The organism is Azospirillum lipoferum (genome assembly GCF_024170005.1).
In the GTDB taxonomy this organism is placed as follows: domain Bacteria; phylum Pseudomonadota; class Alphaproteobacteria; order Azospirillales; family Azospirillaceae; genus Azospirillum; species Azospirillum lipoferum.
The window spans coordinates 1-13,105 of record NZ_JALJXJ010000021.1; the positions used below are offsets into that span (position 1 = coordinate 1).

At 67.1% G+C, this 13,105-nt stretch carries 10 protein-coding genes; 3 read left to right on the forward strand and 7 right to left on the reverse strand.

The window, feature by feature from the left end; all coding sequences use genetic code 11:
* Positions 1-169: 169 nt before the first annotated feature.
* From J2848_RS32100 to J2848_RS32115, 4 genes are all read right to left on the reverse strand, one after another.
* A complete protein-coding gene (locus tag J2848_RS32100; RefSeq protein WP_246194391.1) occupies positions 170-1,612 on the reverse strand; it encodes a UbiD family decarboxylase in 1,443 nt (480 codons plus the stop codon).
* A 74-nt stretch (positions 1,613-1,686) separates the two neighbouring features.
* Positions 1,687-3,093 carry a sodium:solute symporter family protein gene (locus J2848_RS32105; protein ID WP_149234959.1) on the reverse strand — a complete coding sequence of 469 codons (1,407 nt, stop codon included), beginning with the start codon at positions 3,091-3,093 and terminating at the stop codon, positions 1,687-1,689.
* A 123-nt stretch (positions 3,094-3,216) separates the two neighbouring features.
* Entirely contained in the window at positions 3,217-4,503 is a 1,287-nt protein-coding gene (locus J2848_RS32110; protein ID WP_246194392.1) for an alpha-hydroxy acid oxidase, read from the reverse strand.
* Positions 4,503-6,233, reverse strand: a complete 1,731-nt coding sequence (locus J2848_RS32115; RefSeq protein WP_246194393.1) for a thiamine pyrophosphate-requiring protein — start codon at positions 6,231-6,233, stop codon at positions 4,503-4,505. The genes J2848_RS32110 and J2848_RS32115 overlap by 1 nt, the downstream gene beginning before the upstream one ends.
* A gap of 329 nt (positions 6,234-6,562) precedes the next feature.
* Here J2848_RS32115 and J2848_RS32120 point away from each other — a divergent pair, with 329 nt between their 5' ends.
* From J2848_RS32120 to J2848_RS32130, 3 genes are all read left to right on the forward strand, one after another.
* Positions 6,563-7,252, forward strand: a complete 690-nt coding sequence (locus J2848_RS32120; RefSeq protein ID WP_211103326.1) for a UbiX family flavin prenyltransferase — start codon at positions 6,563-6,565, stop codon at positions 7,250-7,252.
* The gene (locus J2848_RS32125) at positions 7,252-8,202 is read left to right on the forward strand and encodes a LysR family transcriptional regulator (protein WP_149234961.1); all 951 of its coding nucleotides are present in this window, start codon (positions 7,252-7,254) and stop codon (positions 8,200-8,202) included. The genes J2848_RS32120 and J2848_RS32125 overlap by 1 nt, the downstream gene beginning before the upstream one ends.
* A gap of 132 nt (positions 8,203-8,334) precedes the next feature.
* On the forward strand, positions 8,335-9,786 hold the full coding sequence (locus J2848_RS32130; RefSeq protein WP_211103327.1) for an aldehyde dehydrogenase family protein: 1,452 nt from the start codon (positions 8,335-8,337) through the stop codon (positions 9,784-9,786).
* A gap of 287 nt (positions 9,787-10,073) precedes the next feature.
* Here the strand turns inward: J2848_RS32130 and J2848_RS32135 are convergent, their stop codons facing one another.
* From J2848_RS32135 to J2848_RS32145, 3 genes are all read right to left on the reverse strand, one after another.
* Positions 10,074-11,363, reverse strand: coding sequence for a TRAP transporter large permease (locus tag J2848_RS32135; protein WP_149234962.1), 1,290 nt, complete (start codon positions 11,361-11,363; stop codon positions 10,074-10,076).
* 2 nt (positions 11,364-11,365) lie between these two features.
* Positions 11,366-11,860: a TRAP transporter small permease gene (locus tag J2848_RS32140; RefSeq protein WP_170307262.1), complete on the reverse strand. Its 495-nt coding sequence runs from the start codon at positions 11,858-11,860 to the stop codon at positions 11,366-11,368.
* Positions 11,861-11,948: 88 nt separating this feature from the next.
* On the reverse strand, positions 11,949-12,977 hold the full coding sequence (locus J2848_RS32145) for a TRAP transporter substrate-binding protein (protein ID WP_170307263.1): 1,029 nt from the start codon (positions 12,975-12,977) through the stop codon (positions 11,949-11,951).
* Between the last annotated feature and the right edge of the window lie 128 nt (positions 12,978-13,105).

The window sequence follows — 13,105 nt, forward strand, 5'->3', positions numbered from 1 at the left end:
TGCAGGGTGCCGGGCTTCACCGGCAGATCGTCGGCATAGCGGGCGACGCCGGTCAGCAGGGCGGCGTCTTCCACCCGCGGCATAGAACGGCCGACGAACGGGACCGTCACCGGCTGCTGCGACGAAGCGCCTTTGATCTCAAAGGCCTGGGTAGCCGTCATCGTCATCCTCATTCGATCGCCACGCGCCAGGCGGCGGTGGGGGCGGCCAGCCGGTCGAGATCGACGGACTCTTCGCCTGGAACGCGGATGCGCTTGAACTTCATCTCGGGCGAGCCAACCGGGATGGTGGCGTCGATGCCCCATTTCGCCCCCAGCCCCTCGTCGGTCGAGGGGTCGAGCTTGGAGCACTGGCTGTTCCCCACCACCACCAGATCGCGGTCGGCCTGGAAGCGGGTGGCAATGGCCCATTCGACCTCGCGCGCGTTGTGGATGTCGACGTCGGGGTCGACCACCACCGCATGCTTGATGTCGTAATGGGCGGCGCAAGCGCCGAGCAGGACGTTCTTCGCCTCACCATGCTGGGTTTGGCGCAGCTTCACCACCAGATGGTAACGGCCGACCCCGCCCAGCGACAGGTGGACGTCCTGCACGTTGGGGAAGTTGCGCTGGAGCGTCGCCAGGATCGTCGCCTCGCGCGGGATGGCGCCGAGCAGCAGATGCTCCAGGCCGCCGCCGACGATGGTGTGGAAGAGCGGACGGACGCGGTGGGTCACCGCATCGACCTGGATCACATGGCGGTCGGCCCGCTCACCGTAATATTGCGGGAATTCGCCGAACGGTCCCTCCGCCTCGCGCACCCGCGGCAGCAGCCGGCCCTCGATGACGATCTCGGCCTCGGCCGGCACGCGCACCCCGTTGGTCTTGCAGCGCACGACGTCCAGCGGCTCGCCGCGCAATGCCCCGGCGATCTCCAGTTCGTCCTGGCCAACCGGGACGATGGCCTGGGAGGCCAGCAGCGTCGCCGGATCGACACCGATCACCAGCGCGATCTCAAGCGCCTCGCCCTTCGCTTCCGCCTTGCGGTAGAAATGGTCGGTGTGGCGCGGCAGCAGCAGGATGCCGATGCGGTCCGGCCCGTTGATCTGGCAGCGGTGGATCGAGACGTTCTGCACCCCCGTCTCCGGATCGCGGGCGATGGTCAGCCCGGCGGAGATGTAGGGGCCGCTGTCATGCTCGTTGTGGGTCGGGATCGGCAGCAGCCGGGTCAGGTCGATGGGACCGCAATGGACGATCTCCTGCGCCGGCGCCTCCGCCACCTCGCGCCAGGGCAGGGGTTCGGCGGCGGCGCGCTGGCAATGGGCGATCAGCTCGTCCCCCGGCACCCCCAGCGCCTCCGCCATCCAGGCCCGGTCGGACACCAAGCCCGACACCACCGTGCCGGAATGGCCGTCGGGATGGGGAAACAGCGTGGCGGTCGTCCCGTCCAGGCGCTTGGCGACGGCGGCGAGCTGATGCACCAGCCCGACGCCCGGCCGCATCACCGTCAGGCGGTTGGTCGCCTCCAGCCGATCGAGCCAGCCGCGCAGGCTGTAGGCGGCGCTCGGCGTTTCCGGGACCGGAGACAACATCGTGGCCGGGGTGGGGAAACGGTCTATGGCGTGGTTGCTCATGGCTGTCTGCCTTGGAATGGACGGTGCGACAATGCGGACAAGAGGTCGTGTGAAGAGGCAAGCGTGGCCCTGGTTCAGGCGGTGTCCCGCATCGTCCGGGAGGAGGACATCAGGCGCGGCAGGTGGCTGACGCTCATCACGATCAGCGGGATGACCAGCGCGACATAGGCGTTGTCGATGCCGTAGGGATCGCCGGCCAGATACCAGCCGATGGTCAGCACCAGCGACAGCAGGATGCTGGTGAGGGCGCCCTTCGCCGTGCCGAACTGCGGCGCGTAGAAGATGAAGAGGACCAGCACGGCAAGGGTCAGGCGCAGCGACTTCGCCAGGAAGGTGACCTTCAGCACGTCGGGGGCGAAGATAGCGAGCGGGATCGGCAGCAGGCAGACGACGGTCGACGCGATCCGCACGAACATCAGCGCCCGGGAGTCGGCGGCCGTGACCGCATCGGTCTTATGGACGGCCGGCAGATAGAAATCCTTGTAGAGCAGCGTCGCCGTACCGATGCTGATGGCGGAGATCGTCCCGAACAGCGAGCCGGCCAGACCGGCGACGACCACCGCGGCCATCAGACTGTCCATCTGCGACACGACCATCGGGAATGCCTGGAGCGCGTTGATCTTCGGGAACATCAGCGATGCGCACATGCCGCACAGCGCCGCCGCAAGCCCGAAGGGCACCAGCAGCAGGGCGGTGTAGAGGCTCGCCCGCTGCGCCTTGGCGGCGTTGTCGACGGTGCTGATCGCCTGGAGCACATACTGGGTGGAGAAGACGGCGCCGGTTCCCGCCAGGATCCAGGCGAAGATCTGCGGCCAACCGGCAGTGCCGACCTCGAACATCTCGGCCGGCAGGCGGGCCTGCAGTTCCCCCATGCCGCCGACCTGCGACAGGGCGAAGGCGGTGGCGACGAGGATGCCGACATATTTGACGATCGCGTGCATCACGTTGGTGTAGATGACCGACCGCATGCCCCCCATGCTGACATAGAGCGCGGCGACCATCCCGGTGATGACGATGGCGGTCCCCCGATCGATCTTAAGGAGCCCGGCCAGCACGGCGCCGCCGCTGGCATAGACGGAGACGGCGACGATCTGCAGCGCCGCGATCATGATGATGCTGGTGGCGAGCTTCGTCCCCTTGCCGTAGGTCTTCGCCATCACGCCGGAGATGGTGTTCTCGCCCAAATCCTTGAACTTTCGGGCGAACAGGAAGGCGTAGAACACAAAGCCGATGCCCAGCGCCGCGAGATTCCACGCCGCCGAGATGCCCCACTTGTAAGCGGCCTGGGCGGTGCCGACGCTGGCGGTGGTCCCGATGAACTCCGACATCAGCAGGAAGCCCACCAGCAGCGCCGGATAGGTGGTGCCGCCGGAGGTGAAATTGTGCGCGGTGTTGGCGAAGCGCTTGGCGGCATAGCTGATGACGCCCATCGCCAGGATATAGACGATGGCGAGCGACATGGCTGTCCAATTGGCGTCCATGGCGAATGTCCTCCCGGTGTGGCAAGGCCCGCCCGTTGCCTGGGTCTTTTGCGGGCATGTGGGTGCGTGCGGGGCCGACGATGTCAGCTGGCCCGATAGCCGGTGCGCTACGGTGCAGGCGCGCTATGGCGCGGGCACACCGGCGCGCGATGGCGAGGGATCGTGAAGCAGGGTTCCGCTCTGGATGAGGGCGGTCCGGAACTCCTCGGTGAACAGGCGGACGACATGGTCAAGCCCGTCGGCACCGGCGGCGGCATAGGCCATCAGGAAGGCGCGGCCGGCGAAGGCGGCGGCGGCGCCCCGCTTGCGGGCGCGCAGCAGGTCGAGGCCGGAGACCATGGCGCCGTCGACCAGGACGGTAGCACGACCGCGCACCCGTTCCTCGATCGGCGGCAAGGCGTCGATGGCCGCCGGAGCCGCATCGAACTGGCGGCCACCATGGTTGGAGACCAGGATGCCGTCGACACCCAGCGACACCGCCTTGTCGGCATCGTCCGGATGCAGGATGCCCTTGACGATCAGCGGACCGCGCCAGACGTCACGGAAGCGGGCGACCGACTCCCAGGTCAGCGGGCCGGTCATCTTCTGGTAGACGAAGCCGGCGAGGTCGCCGGTGCTGGCGTCCGGACCCAGATAGGGTTCGAAATTGAAGAAGCGTGGCTGACCGCGCCGCAGCATCGCCAGCGCCCACAGCGGCGCCCGCGCTACGTCCCATGCCGTCCGCAGGGTCGGGCGGAACGGCACGACAAGGCCGTTGCGCACGTCGCGCACCCGCTTGGAGCGGACCGGCACGTCCATCGTCAGCACCAGCGCGTGGGCGCCCGCCGCCTGCGCCCGGCGGATCAGGTCGAGCGACACCGCATGATCGTTTTCCGGCACATTGTACAGCTGGTACCAGAACACGTCGGGCGCAATGCGGGCGATGCGCTCGATCGAGCTGTTGGCGACCGTCGACATCACGTAGGGGATGCGGGCGCGCTGGGCCGCGGCGGCGATCGCCTCGTCGGCATCCGGCCACAGCAGGCCGGCCAGCCCCATCGGCGCCACCCCGACCGGCAGGGCATAGCCGCGGCCGAACAGCGTGGTCTCGATCGACACGCCCCGCAGATCGACGCCATAGCGCGGCACGATCTCGATGGCGTTGAGCGCCTGGCGGTTGCGCGCCAGCCCATGATCGTCCCCCACCCCGCCGGCGACGAAATCATAGGCGAAGCGCGGCGTCCGCCGCCGGGCCTGCGCCGCGAGATCGGCGACGGTGGGGAAGCGGCGGCGCAGCCGCGCCGCCTCGCTGCTCAATCCACCGCTACCCCAGCCGGCCCCGGCCGTGGGGGTCGCTTGCGGCTTCGGAACGGGCGGTACCGCGGAGGCTTGAGGCGTCGCCGCCTCCATGGCCGGATCACGCGCCGACATCAGTAGTCGCACAGCACGTTGACCAGCGCCTGACGGCGCTCCTGCGTCACCACCGCCACCGCACGGCGCAGGGTGTCGCGCAGCTCCTCCGGCCGCTCCACCCGGAAACCGGCGCCACCGCTCGCCTCCACCAGCTTCTCGAAGGCCGGCGACGGGCTAAGGTCGGCCAGCATGCGCCCGCCGCTGCGCGCGGCGACGCCGGTCTTGTACATCGCCATGGTGGCGTTGCGCACCGCGCCATAGAGCTGGTTGTTGAAGACGACGGTCAGCACCGGCAGGTCATGGGCCTCGCCGACCCAATGGGAGGCCGTCGGGTTGGCGAACATGTAAGCGCCGTCACCCAGCGTCGCCACCACCAGCCGGTCCGGATTGGCCAGCTTGGCCCCCAGCGCCGCCCCCAATCCCCAGCCGAGCCCGCCGGCGGCGCTGAGGCCGAAATAGGTGCCGCTGCGGGTCTGTGGGCAATGGTCCAGCCGCAGGGGATATTCGTTGACGACGATCGCGTCGGGACCGACCGCCTCGCCGATGCAGGCGCTGAGCCATTCCGGACCGATGCGGCCGTCGGACGGCACAGCATCGGGCGACAGCCGCTTGCCGGCCAGTGCCTGCGACTGCGCCCGCAACGCCTCGCCGCGGGCGGCGATGCTCTTGCGGTCCAGCCGCTCGTGACGATCCAGAAGGGCTTCGACGGCCGTCAGCACGTCGGCAGTCTCGCCGGCGACGCAGAGGTCGGACGGAAAACTGCGCATCGGATAGCGGGTGTAGGCGGGATCGGTCGCGACATGCACCACCCGGCAGCCGGCCGGCGGCGATTCCAGCGCCGGGATCCAGGGCACGTCGGCCTCCAGCGCGATCACCAGATCGGCCTGGGCCAGCAGCCCGCCGGGGAGCGAGCCGAGATTCATCGGATGGTCGGCGGCGATGTTGAGAAAGCGCGGGTGGAAGGAGACCACCGGCAGGGCGAAACGCTCCGCCAGCCGCGCCAGCGCGTCAAAGCCGGCCTGGGTGCGCCCGGCGCCCTGGGTGACGATCAGCGGACGTTCGGCCTCGGCGATCCAGTCGGCCAGGGTGCGGATGTCGTCCGGCTGCGGGTGGGGAGCGGCAGGCGCCGTCCGGCGACCGGCATCGGGGCGGGACACCCGGATCGGGTCGGCCAGCACGTCGCGCGGCAGCGTCGCGTAGACCGGGCCGCGCGGTGCCGTCATCGCCACCTGCCAGGCGCGCGCCACCATGTCGCCGGCCTGTTCGGGCAGATGGAGTTCATAATCCCACTTCACCGCCTCGCGCAGCATGCCGCCCTGGTCGAACATCTCCTGCGCCCAGTGGATGTAGCGGGTGCGGGTGCCGTGGCGGCCGCTTTCGCTGTAGGGGGAGCGGCCGGCGAACAGCAGCACCGGGGTCTCGTCGCGGCTGGCGTTCAGCACCGCGTTGACGGTGTTGGCAGTTCCGACATTCACATGCACCATGACCGCTTGCGGCCGTCCGGTGCTCATATAGACCCCGTGCGCCATCGACACGGCGAGATTCTCGTGCGGGACCACCATGGGGCGCGGAACGGCCGCCCCGGTCTCCTCCGCCCGGGCAAACGCCTCGGCGATCGGCGGAAAATCGGTTCCGCCATTGGCGAAGAAGTAATCGACACCGTACGCGGAGAGCTGGGTCAGGAAAAGATCCGACGCGCTCTGCTCGAATTCTCCGGATTCGCCGGCGTTCGATTGATTTTCGACCAAGGACTGTACTCCCTCAACGTGCATTGGCTGATCGTCGGTGCTCGTTCCGCCGCTTCATAGGTCGCGCGATTGGGAACGCTAATCAAATAATTTAAAATCATGGACCCGATCATCCGATTTGATCGCATGCCTGACTGATGGATTTTCGGATCATCGCCTATGCCCGGATATATCAGGCTTCCACCATGCCGCCGCGCTGCCATCAGTTTTTATGATAATCAGCATTCCCAATCATTATTTGTGATGGCGATCCGGTTCCACCATAGTCCGGCAGCAAGCCCTGCCCCCACCTGCGGGCGACGACCGACCAGGATTGAGGATGCCGACCGATGGAGATGTCCACCGATACGCCGCACCACGGCACAGGCCCGGACGGGCGCCCGCGCACTGCGGCGCCGCAACGGCTGATCGTCGGCATTTCCGGCGCATCGGGTGTGGTGTACGGCATCCGGATGCTGCAGACCCTGCGGGCGCTGGATGTGGAGACGCATCTGGTGCTGACCCGCTCGGCGGAGGTCACCATCGCCATGGAGACCGACTGGAAGATCGCAGAGGTCCGCGCGCTCGCCAGCGTCGCCCATCCGGCGGACGACATCGCTGCGTCGATCTCCTCCGGGTCGTTCCGGACGATGGGCATGGTGGTGGCGCCCTGTTCGATGCGCAGCATGTCCGACATCGCCTGCGGCACCACGACCGGCCTGTTGAGCCGGGCGGCCGACGTCGTGCTGAAGGAGCGGCGCCGGCTGGTGCTGATGGTCCGCGAGACGCCGCTCCATCTCGGCCACCTGCGCACCATGACCGCCCTGGCCGAGATGGGCGCGATCATCGCCCCGCCGGTTCCCGCCTTCTACGCCAAGCCCGACGGGCTGGACGACCTGATCGATCACACGGTCGGGCGGGTGCTGGACCTGTTCGAGCTGGACAGCGGACGGGTACGGCGCTGGGGAGAAGCTGCGCGCCGGTCCGGCCGTTCCCCCGCCCGCCAGGCCCCGGCCGATCAGCCGGGCGCGAGCGTCTGATGGACCTGCGCCAGCTCCAGTATTTCATGTGCCTGTACGAGGAAGGCAACGTGACCCGCGCGGCGCGCCGGCTGAACGTCGTGCAGCCGGCGCTGAGCATGCAGATCGCCAAGCTCGAGGCCGAACTCGGCGAGAAGCTGTTCGAGCGCAGCCCGCAGGGCATGATCCCGACGGCGGCCGGCCGAACCATGTTCCGGCTGTTCCTGCCCATCCTGCGCGACATCGCCGCCGCCAAGCAGGAAATCGGCAATCTGGCCGGCCGCATCTCCGGCCAGGTCTCCATCGGCCTGATCGCCTCGGTCACCCAGTCGGTGCTGTCGCGGACGATCGAGATCTTCTCCAACCAGTATCCCAGCGTGGAACTGAGCGTCGCCGACGGCTATACCGCCACCTTCGTGGAGCAGGTGACCTCGGGCCAGCTCGACATCGCGGTGATCAACCGGCCGCGCAAGCGTCTTGCGCTGGAAATCACGGACATCCTGAACGAGGAGATGGTGCTGGTCAGCGGAGCGGCACAACCGCCTCCCCTGCCTGATACGGTACGGCTCAGCGACCTCGCGCAATTCCGCCTGGTCATCCCGTCCAAGCGGCACGGGCTGCGGGCGGTGCTGGAGCAGGCCGCCGAGGCGCAGGGCATCGACCTGAAACCCCAGCTGGAGATCGACACCCTGATCTCCATCGCCGAACTGGTCGCGCGCACCGATTGGGTCACCGTGCTGCCCAGCATCGCCGTCCATCGCGGTCTGGCCGACGGCACTTTGCGGGCTACTCCGATCGTGGAACCGACGATCGTGCGCACGCTCGCCTGGCTCCATCACCCGCGGCGGCCGCTCAGCCTAGCCGCCGTCCGCTTCATGGAAACCATGAACGAACGCCTGATCGAGGCGGCCCGCCCCGGTGCGCATCTGGACGCGTCCCAAGCCGCCGCCGAGAGCCATCAGGCAAAGTGATCTCATTGATTAGAATAGATTATTTGCCTTGACAGGACCGCCGAGGATTAGCTGGCGACGGAGAGGAGCGCGCGCAAGTTCCACATGCGCCCCCTCGCAATGAAAACGTCCAACGAGCATGGGAGGATAGCGGTGACCAACTTGGACAGCCGGCATTGGATCGACGGTGCGTGGGTGACCGGCACCGACCGCTTCGCCAGCCTCAACCCCGCCGACGGCAGCGTCGTCGGCCATGCCGCCGAGGGCGGACGCGCCGAGGCCGAGGCCGCCATCGCCGCCGCACATGCGGCCTTCAATCGGCCCGACTGGGCACAGAATCCGCGGCTGCGCCAATCCATCCTGCTCGGCTGGGCCGACAGGCTCGACGCACAGGCCGAGGATCTCGCCCGCCTGCTGACGCTGGAGAACGGCAAGGCCATCGCCCAGTCGCGGGGCGAGATCGCCGGCGCCATTTCGGAAATCCGCTATTACGGTGGCCTCGCCCGCCATGTTCCCGGCCATGTGCTGGAGGTCGAGCCGGGCGTGCTGTCCACCATGCTGCGAGAGCCGGCCGGCGTGGCGGCGCTGATCATTCCGTGGAACGCACCCGCGGTGCTGCTGGCGCGGGCCATCGGCCCGGCGCTGGCCTGCGGCTGCACCGTCGTGGTCAAGCCGGCGGCGCAGACCACCCTGCTGACCGCCGCCTTCCTCCGCGCTTTGTCCGAGGTCCCCGGCCTGCCCCGCGGCGTCTGCAACATGGTCAGCGAGACCGGCCATGCCGCCGCCGCCCGTCTGGTCGACTCGCCGCTGGTCGACGTGGTCAGCTTCACCGGCTCGACCGCCACCGGCAAGCGCATCATGGTCGCCGCGGCGGACACCATGAAGAAGCTGTCGCTGGAGTTGGGCGGCAAGAGCTGCTGCGTCGTCTTCCCCGACGTCGATCCGGCGGAGACGGCGGCGCGCATCGCCACCGCCGCCACCATCATCTCCGGTCAGCAATGCACCGCCGCCCGCCGGGTCCTGGTCCATGCATCGGCTTTCGACGCGATGAAGACGCATCTGCGGGCGGCGCTGGCGGCCATGACGGTGGGGAACGGTCTCGATCCGGCGATACGGATGGGACCGCTGATCGACCGGCCGGCGCGCGACCAGGTGCAGACCCAGGTCGAACGGGCCTTCGATTCCTGCAACGAGGTGCTGCTGCGCGGCGGCGTGCCGCCGGACGCCCCGGCCGCCGCATCATTCCTCACCCCGTCGCTGGTGGTGCACGACGATCCGTCCGCCTTCTTCTGCCAGGACGAGATCTTCGGCCCCTTCGTCGTGCTGGAGCGTTTCGAGACCGAGGCGGAGGCGGTGGCCAAGGCCAACAACACCGTGTTCGGCCTGTCGGCAAGCGTCTGGACCCGCGACGGCGCCCGGGCGCTGCGCATGGCCCGGGCATTGCGCAACGGGACCGTCTGGATCAACGATCACAACCGGCTGTTCGCGGAGGCCGAAACCGGCGGCTACCGGCAAAGTGGGCTGGGCCGGTTGCACGGCTACGATGCCTTCGCCGATTTCACCGAACTGAAGCATGTCTGCCAGACGGTGGGGACCATCGGCTGAACCGTGTCGGAAAGCTGGGAGACCATCGCCAGCGATGGCAACGGCACCTGCAACTGGAGGATTGGAGGCATCGGCCTGTGGGGCCAACAGGCCGAGCCTGCATATCCGATCATTGCTGGCGCAAATGGGAAAGGGGACTCATCGACCTCCTTTACACGACCTTTGGCAGCGAGAGGTTGACGTCATTCCCTGCAATATCGCCCGATTGCGGAAGCTGGGCAAAACCCGGATGCGCGACGTTGCTGCAAAAAGAACAGGCCAGTGGCAGTCGTAGAGCGTGCCCCGCATCATTTGTCGAGACCGAACAGGCGTGGCAGGAACATCACAACGTCGGGCACGTAGGTGATGAGCAGAAGAACACCTAGACTCGACAGGAAGAACGGCCACATATTCTGAACGATCCGTTCGATTCGTACGCCGGTCACCAGAGCACCGGTGAAGAGTGCCGTGCCATAGGGCGGCGTTAGCAGACCCAGTACCAGATTGAAGACGACCACGACCCCGAAATGGATCGGGTTGATGCCGACCTGGGCAGCAAGCGGGGTCAGGATCGGTACAACGATGAAGATCGCCGGCAGCATGTCCATGAACATCCCCCAGACCAGGAGGAAAAGATTGATGATCAGCAGGATCACCATCGGGTCCTGCGAGATTTCGAAAAGCAGGGCGGCCACATGGCGTGGCATCTGTTCGGTCGCCAGGATCCAGCCGAGCACGCTGGACGCGCCGGAGAGCATGAGGACAACGGCCGACAGGGTCGCCGCCCGCACGCAGATGCGAAAGAAGGACCGCAGGTCCGGCCTGCCCCTCGCTCCGACAATGATCAGCAGAAGTCCGTAGCCGACCGCGACCGCCGAGGCCTCCGTCGGCGTGAATACGCCGGTCAGGATGCCGCCGAGGATGATTGCCGGCATCAGAAGGAAAGGGATCGAGGCGATGGTGATCGCGATGAAGTTGACGAGCGTCATCGGCTCGCGTTCGATCGGCCGGCGGAAGGACTGGAACCAGACGACGACCGACATCGCCAAGCCGATCAGGACGCCGGGAACCGCGCCGCCCAGCAGCATGCCGCCGATCGACGTCCCGGTCACCGCGCCGACCAGCACCATCGGGATGCTTGGCGGGATGATCGGCCCCTGGATGCTGGCGCTGGTCATCAGGGCGGCGGCGAAGTCGCGCGGATAGCCGCCCTTTTCCATCATCCGGACCTGCAGCGGCCCCAGGCCGGTTATGTCGGCGATCGCCGACCCCGAACAGCCGCCAAAGAGCATGCTCGAAAAGACCGTGACGTAGGCCAGACCGCCGCGCAGCCGCCCGACCGTCGCCTTGGCGAAGGCGAGCATGCGTTCGGCAGTCCCGGATTCGACCATTAGATCGCCGGCGAGCGTGAAGAACGGAATCGCCATCAGCGTGAACGTGTCGATACCGGTGAAGAACTGCTGCACGAGCAGATAGAGCGGTTGTCCCTTCACGACGAAATAGATGAAGCAGGACAGCAGCATGGAAAAACTGAGCGGCATTCCCAGGATCATGAATCCGAAGAAGGCCGCGAACATGAGGGGAAGGGCGAGGGACATCGTCAGCTCTTCGGCTGGTCGGCAAAGACCGATTTGGCGACGATCTGAATCGCCATCAGCACGGCCCCGACGGGAAAGGCGAGATAGATCCAGAAGAAAGCCACGCGCAGCGCCGGTGTCCGCATGATCCCGTCCTCGAGCGCGAGGTCGAGGCCGTGCCAGAACAGGGCGGCCACGACGACCAGCATGCCCAGGTCGACGATCCCTCCGACGATCCTGCGGGCGCGCTCGGAAAGGCGGTCGACGAAGAGCGTGAGACGCAGATGGCTGTCATGGCGGATCGCCAGGGCGCTACCGAGCAGCACCATATAGAACATGGTATAGCGGGCTAGTTCCTCGCCCCAGAAGATCGGCAGGTGGATGACGTAGCGCGCGAACACCAAAGCGAGGACGACGGTCACCATGAGGACGAGCGTCAGGCCGCAGGCCAGATCGAGCGCCTGTCGCAGGAGTCTGTCGATTCGGGCGAAGACACCCGGGGTGGGGGTATCGGACATGATCGGTCGGTTCCTTCGGCGGGGGGAAGGGATGCCGGTTTGGCCGGCCCGAGGCAGGCGCCGCGGCGCCCGCCGGTCGCAGCGCCGGTCAGCGGTCGGCGGCCTCGATCGTCGAATAGAAAGCGTCGACGAACTCCTTGCCCCACTGAGCCCCGGCCCAGTTGCGGGCCGGTCCCTCGGCCGTCTTGCGGAAGGCGGCCATCTCCTCGGGAGTCGGTGCATAGATCGACATGCCCAGTTCCTTGAGTTTGCCGAGCGCAAGCAGATCCTGGACCGCGCCGATTCCGTCATGGGCGAGCCGCGCCTCCTTCTCCGCGTCGATGAAAGCCTTGCGGTCTTCGGGCGGCAGTGACTGGAACCATTTCTCATTGGTGATGACGGCCCCGACGGTCATCAGGTGCTGGGTCAGCGTCAGGTTCTTCTGCACCTGATAGAATCGCTGCTGGATGATGTTCGACGGCGTGTTCTCCTCGCCGTCGACCACCCCGGTCTGAAGCGAGGTGTAGAGTTCCAGATAGGGGATGGGCACGGGAGTCGCGCCGAAGGACTTCATCATCTCCTGATGCGGAACCACCTCCATCGTGCGGATCTTCAACCCCGCCACATCCTTCGGCTTCTGGACCACGGTGTCCCTGGTGGTCAGGCTGCGGAAGCCGTAGGGGTTGAGCGACAGAATCCGGATGCCGCTGTCCTTGGCCACCTCGTCGAGCAGTTGATGGATGAAGGGATTGTCGTTCGACAGGGCAGCGCGCAGGTGGGCACGGGATTTGAAGACGAAGGGAAGATCGACGATGCCGAGTTTCGGCGTATAGAGCGAGGCGAGAACGCCCGACGCGATGTTGGCAGCATGGATCGTCCCGCGCCGGACCTGCTGGATCATCGAGCGTTGATCGCCGAGCTGCCCGTTGGGGTAGAGTTCGACGATGTAGCGCCCCCCGGTCAGCCGCTCGAACGTACTTTTGAAGACATGCATTTCGGCGGCGGTCGCCACCGTCGTCGGATCGTCCGGATCGGTCCAGGTGAAGCGAAGCGTCTCGGCCGCCGGGGCGATGTCGGCGGCAAGGGTCATCATGCCGGCAAGGGCCAACGTGGCGAGGCTTTTGAAATGGCTCTTCATCGTCGTCTCCTCGAAGTGGTCGGATCCACTCGACGGGCCGGGCGCCCCAGGGCAGTCGAGCAGGGGCGCTCGCTCCAAGGCGGTCATCGGCCGGAAGGGCTGATCGGGCCAGGTCTTGATCGGGTCGG

What these genes read in the sequence shown, in the direction of transcription:
- J2848_RS32100 (WP_246194391.1), bottom strand. Translation starts at nt 1,612, where the DNA reads ATGAGCAACCACGCCATAGACCGTTTCCCCACCCCGGCCACGATGTTG.
- J2848_RS32105 (WP_149234959.1), bottom strand. Translation starts at nt 3,093, where the DNA reads ATGGACGCCAATTGGACAGCCATGTCGCTCGCCATCGTCTATATCCTG.
- J2848_RS32110 (WP_246194392.1), bottom strand. Translation starts at nt 4,503, where the DNA reads ATGTCGGCGCGTGATCCGGCCATGGAGGCGGCGACGCCTCAAGCCTCC.
- J2848_RS32120 (WP_211103326.1), top strand. Translation starts at nt 6,563, where the DNA reads ATGGAGATGTCCACCGATACGCCGCACCACGGCACAGGCCCGGACGGG.
- J2848_RS32125 (WP_149234961.1), top strand. Translation starts at nt 7,252, where the DNA reads ATGGACCTGCGCCAGCTCCAGTATTTCATGTGCCTGTACGAGGAAGGC.
- J2848_RS32135 (WP_149234962.1), bottom strand. Translation starts at nt 11,363, where the DNA reads ATGTCCCTCGCCCTTCCCCTCATGTTCGCGGCCTTCTTCGGATTCATG.
- J2848_RS32140 (WP_170307262.1), bottom strand. Translation starts at nt 11,860, where the DNA reads ATGTCCGATACCCCCACCCCGGGTGTCTTCGCCCGAATCGACAGACTC.
- J2848_RS32145 (WP_170307263.1), bottom strand. Translation starts at nt 12,977, where the DNA reads ATGAAGAGCCATTTCAAAAGCCTCGCCACGTTGGCCCTTGCCGGCATG.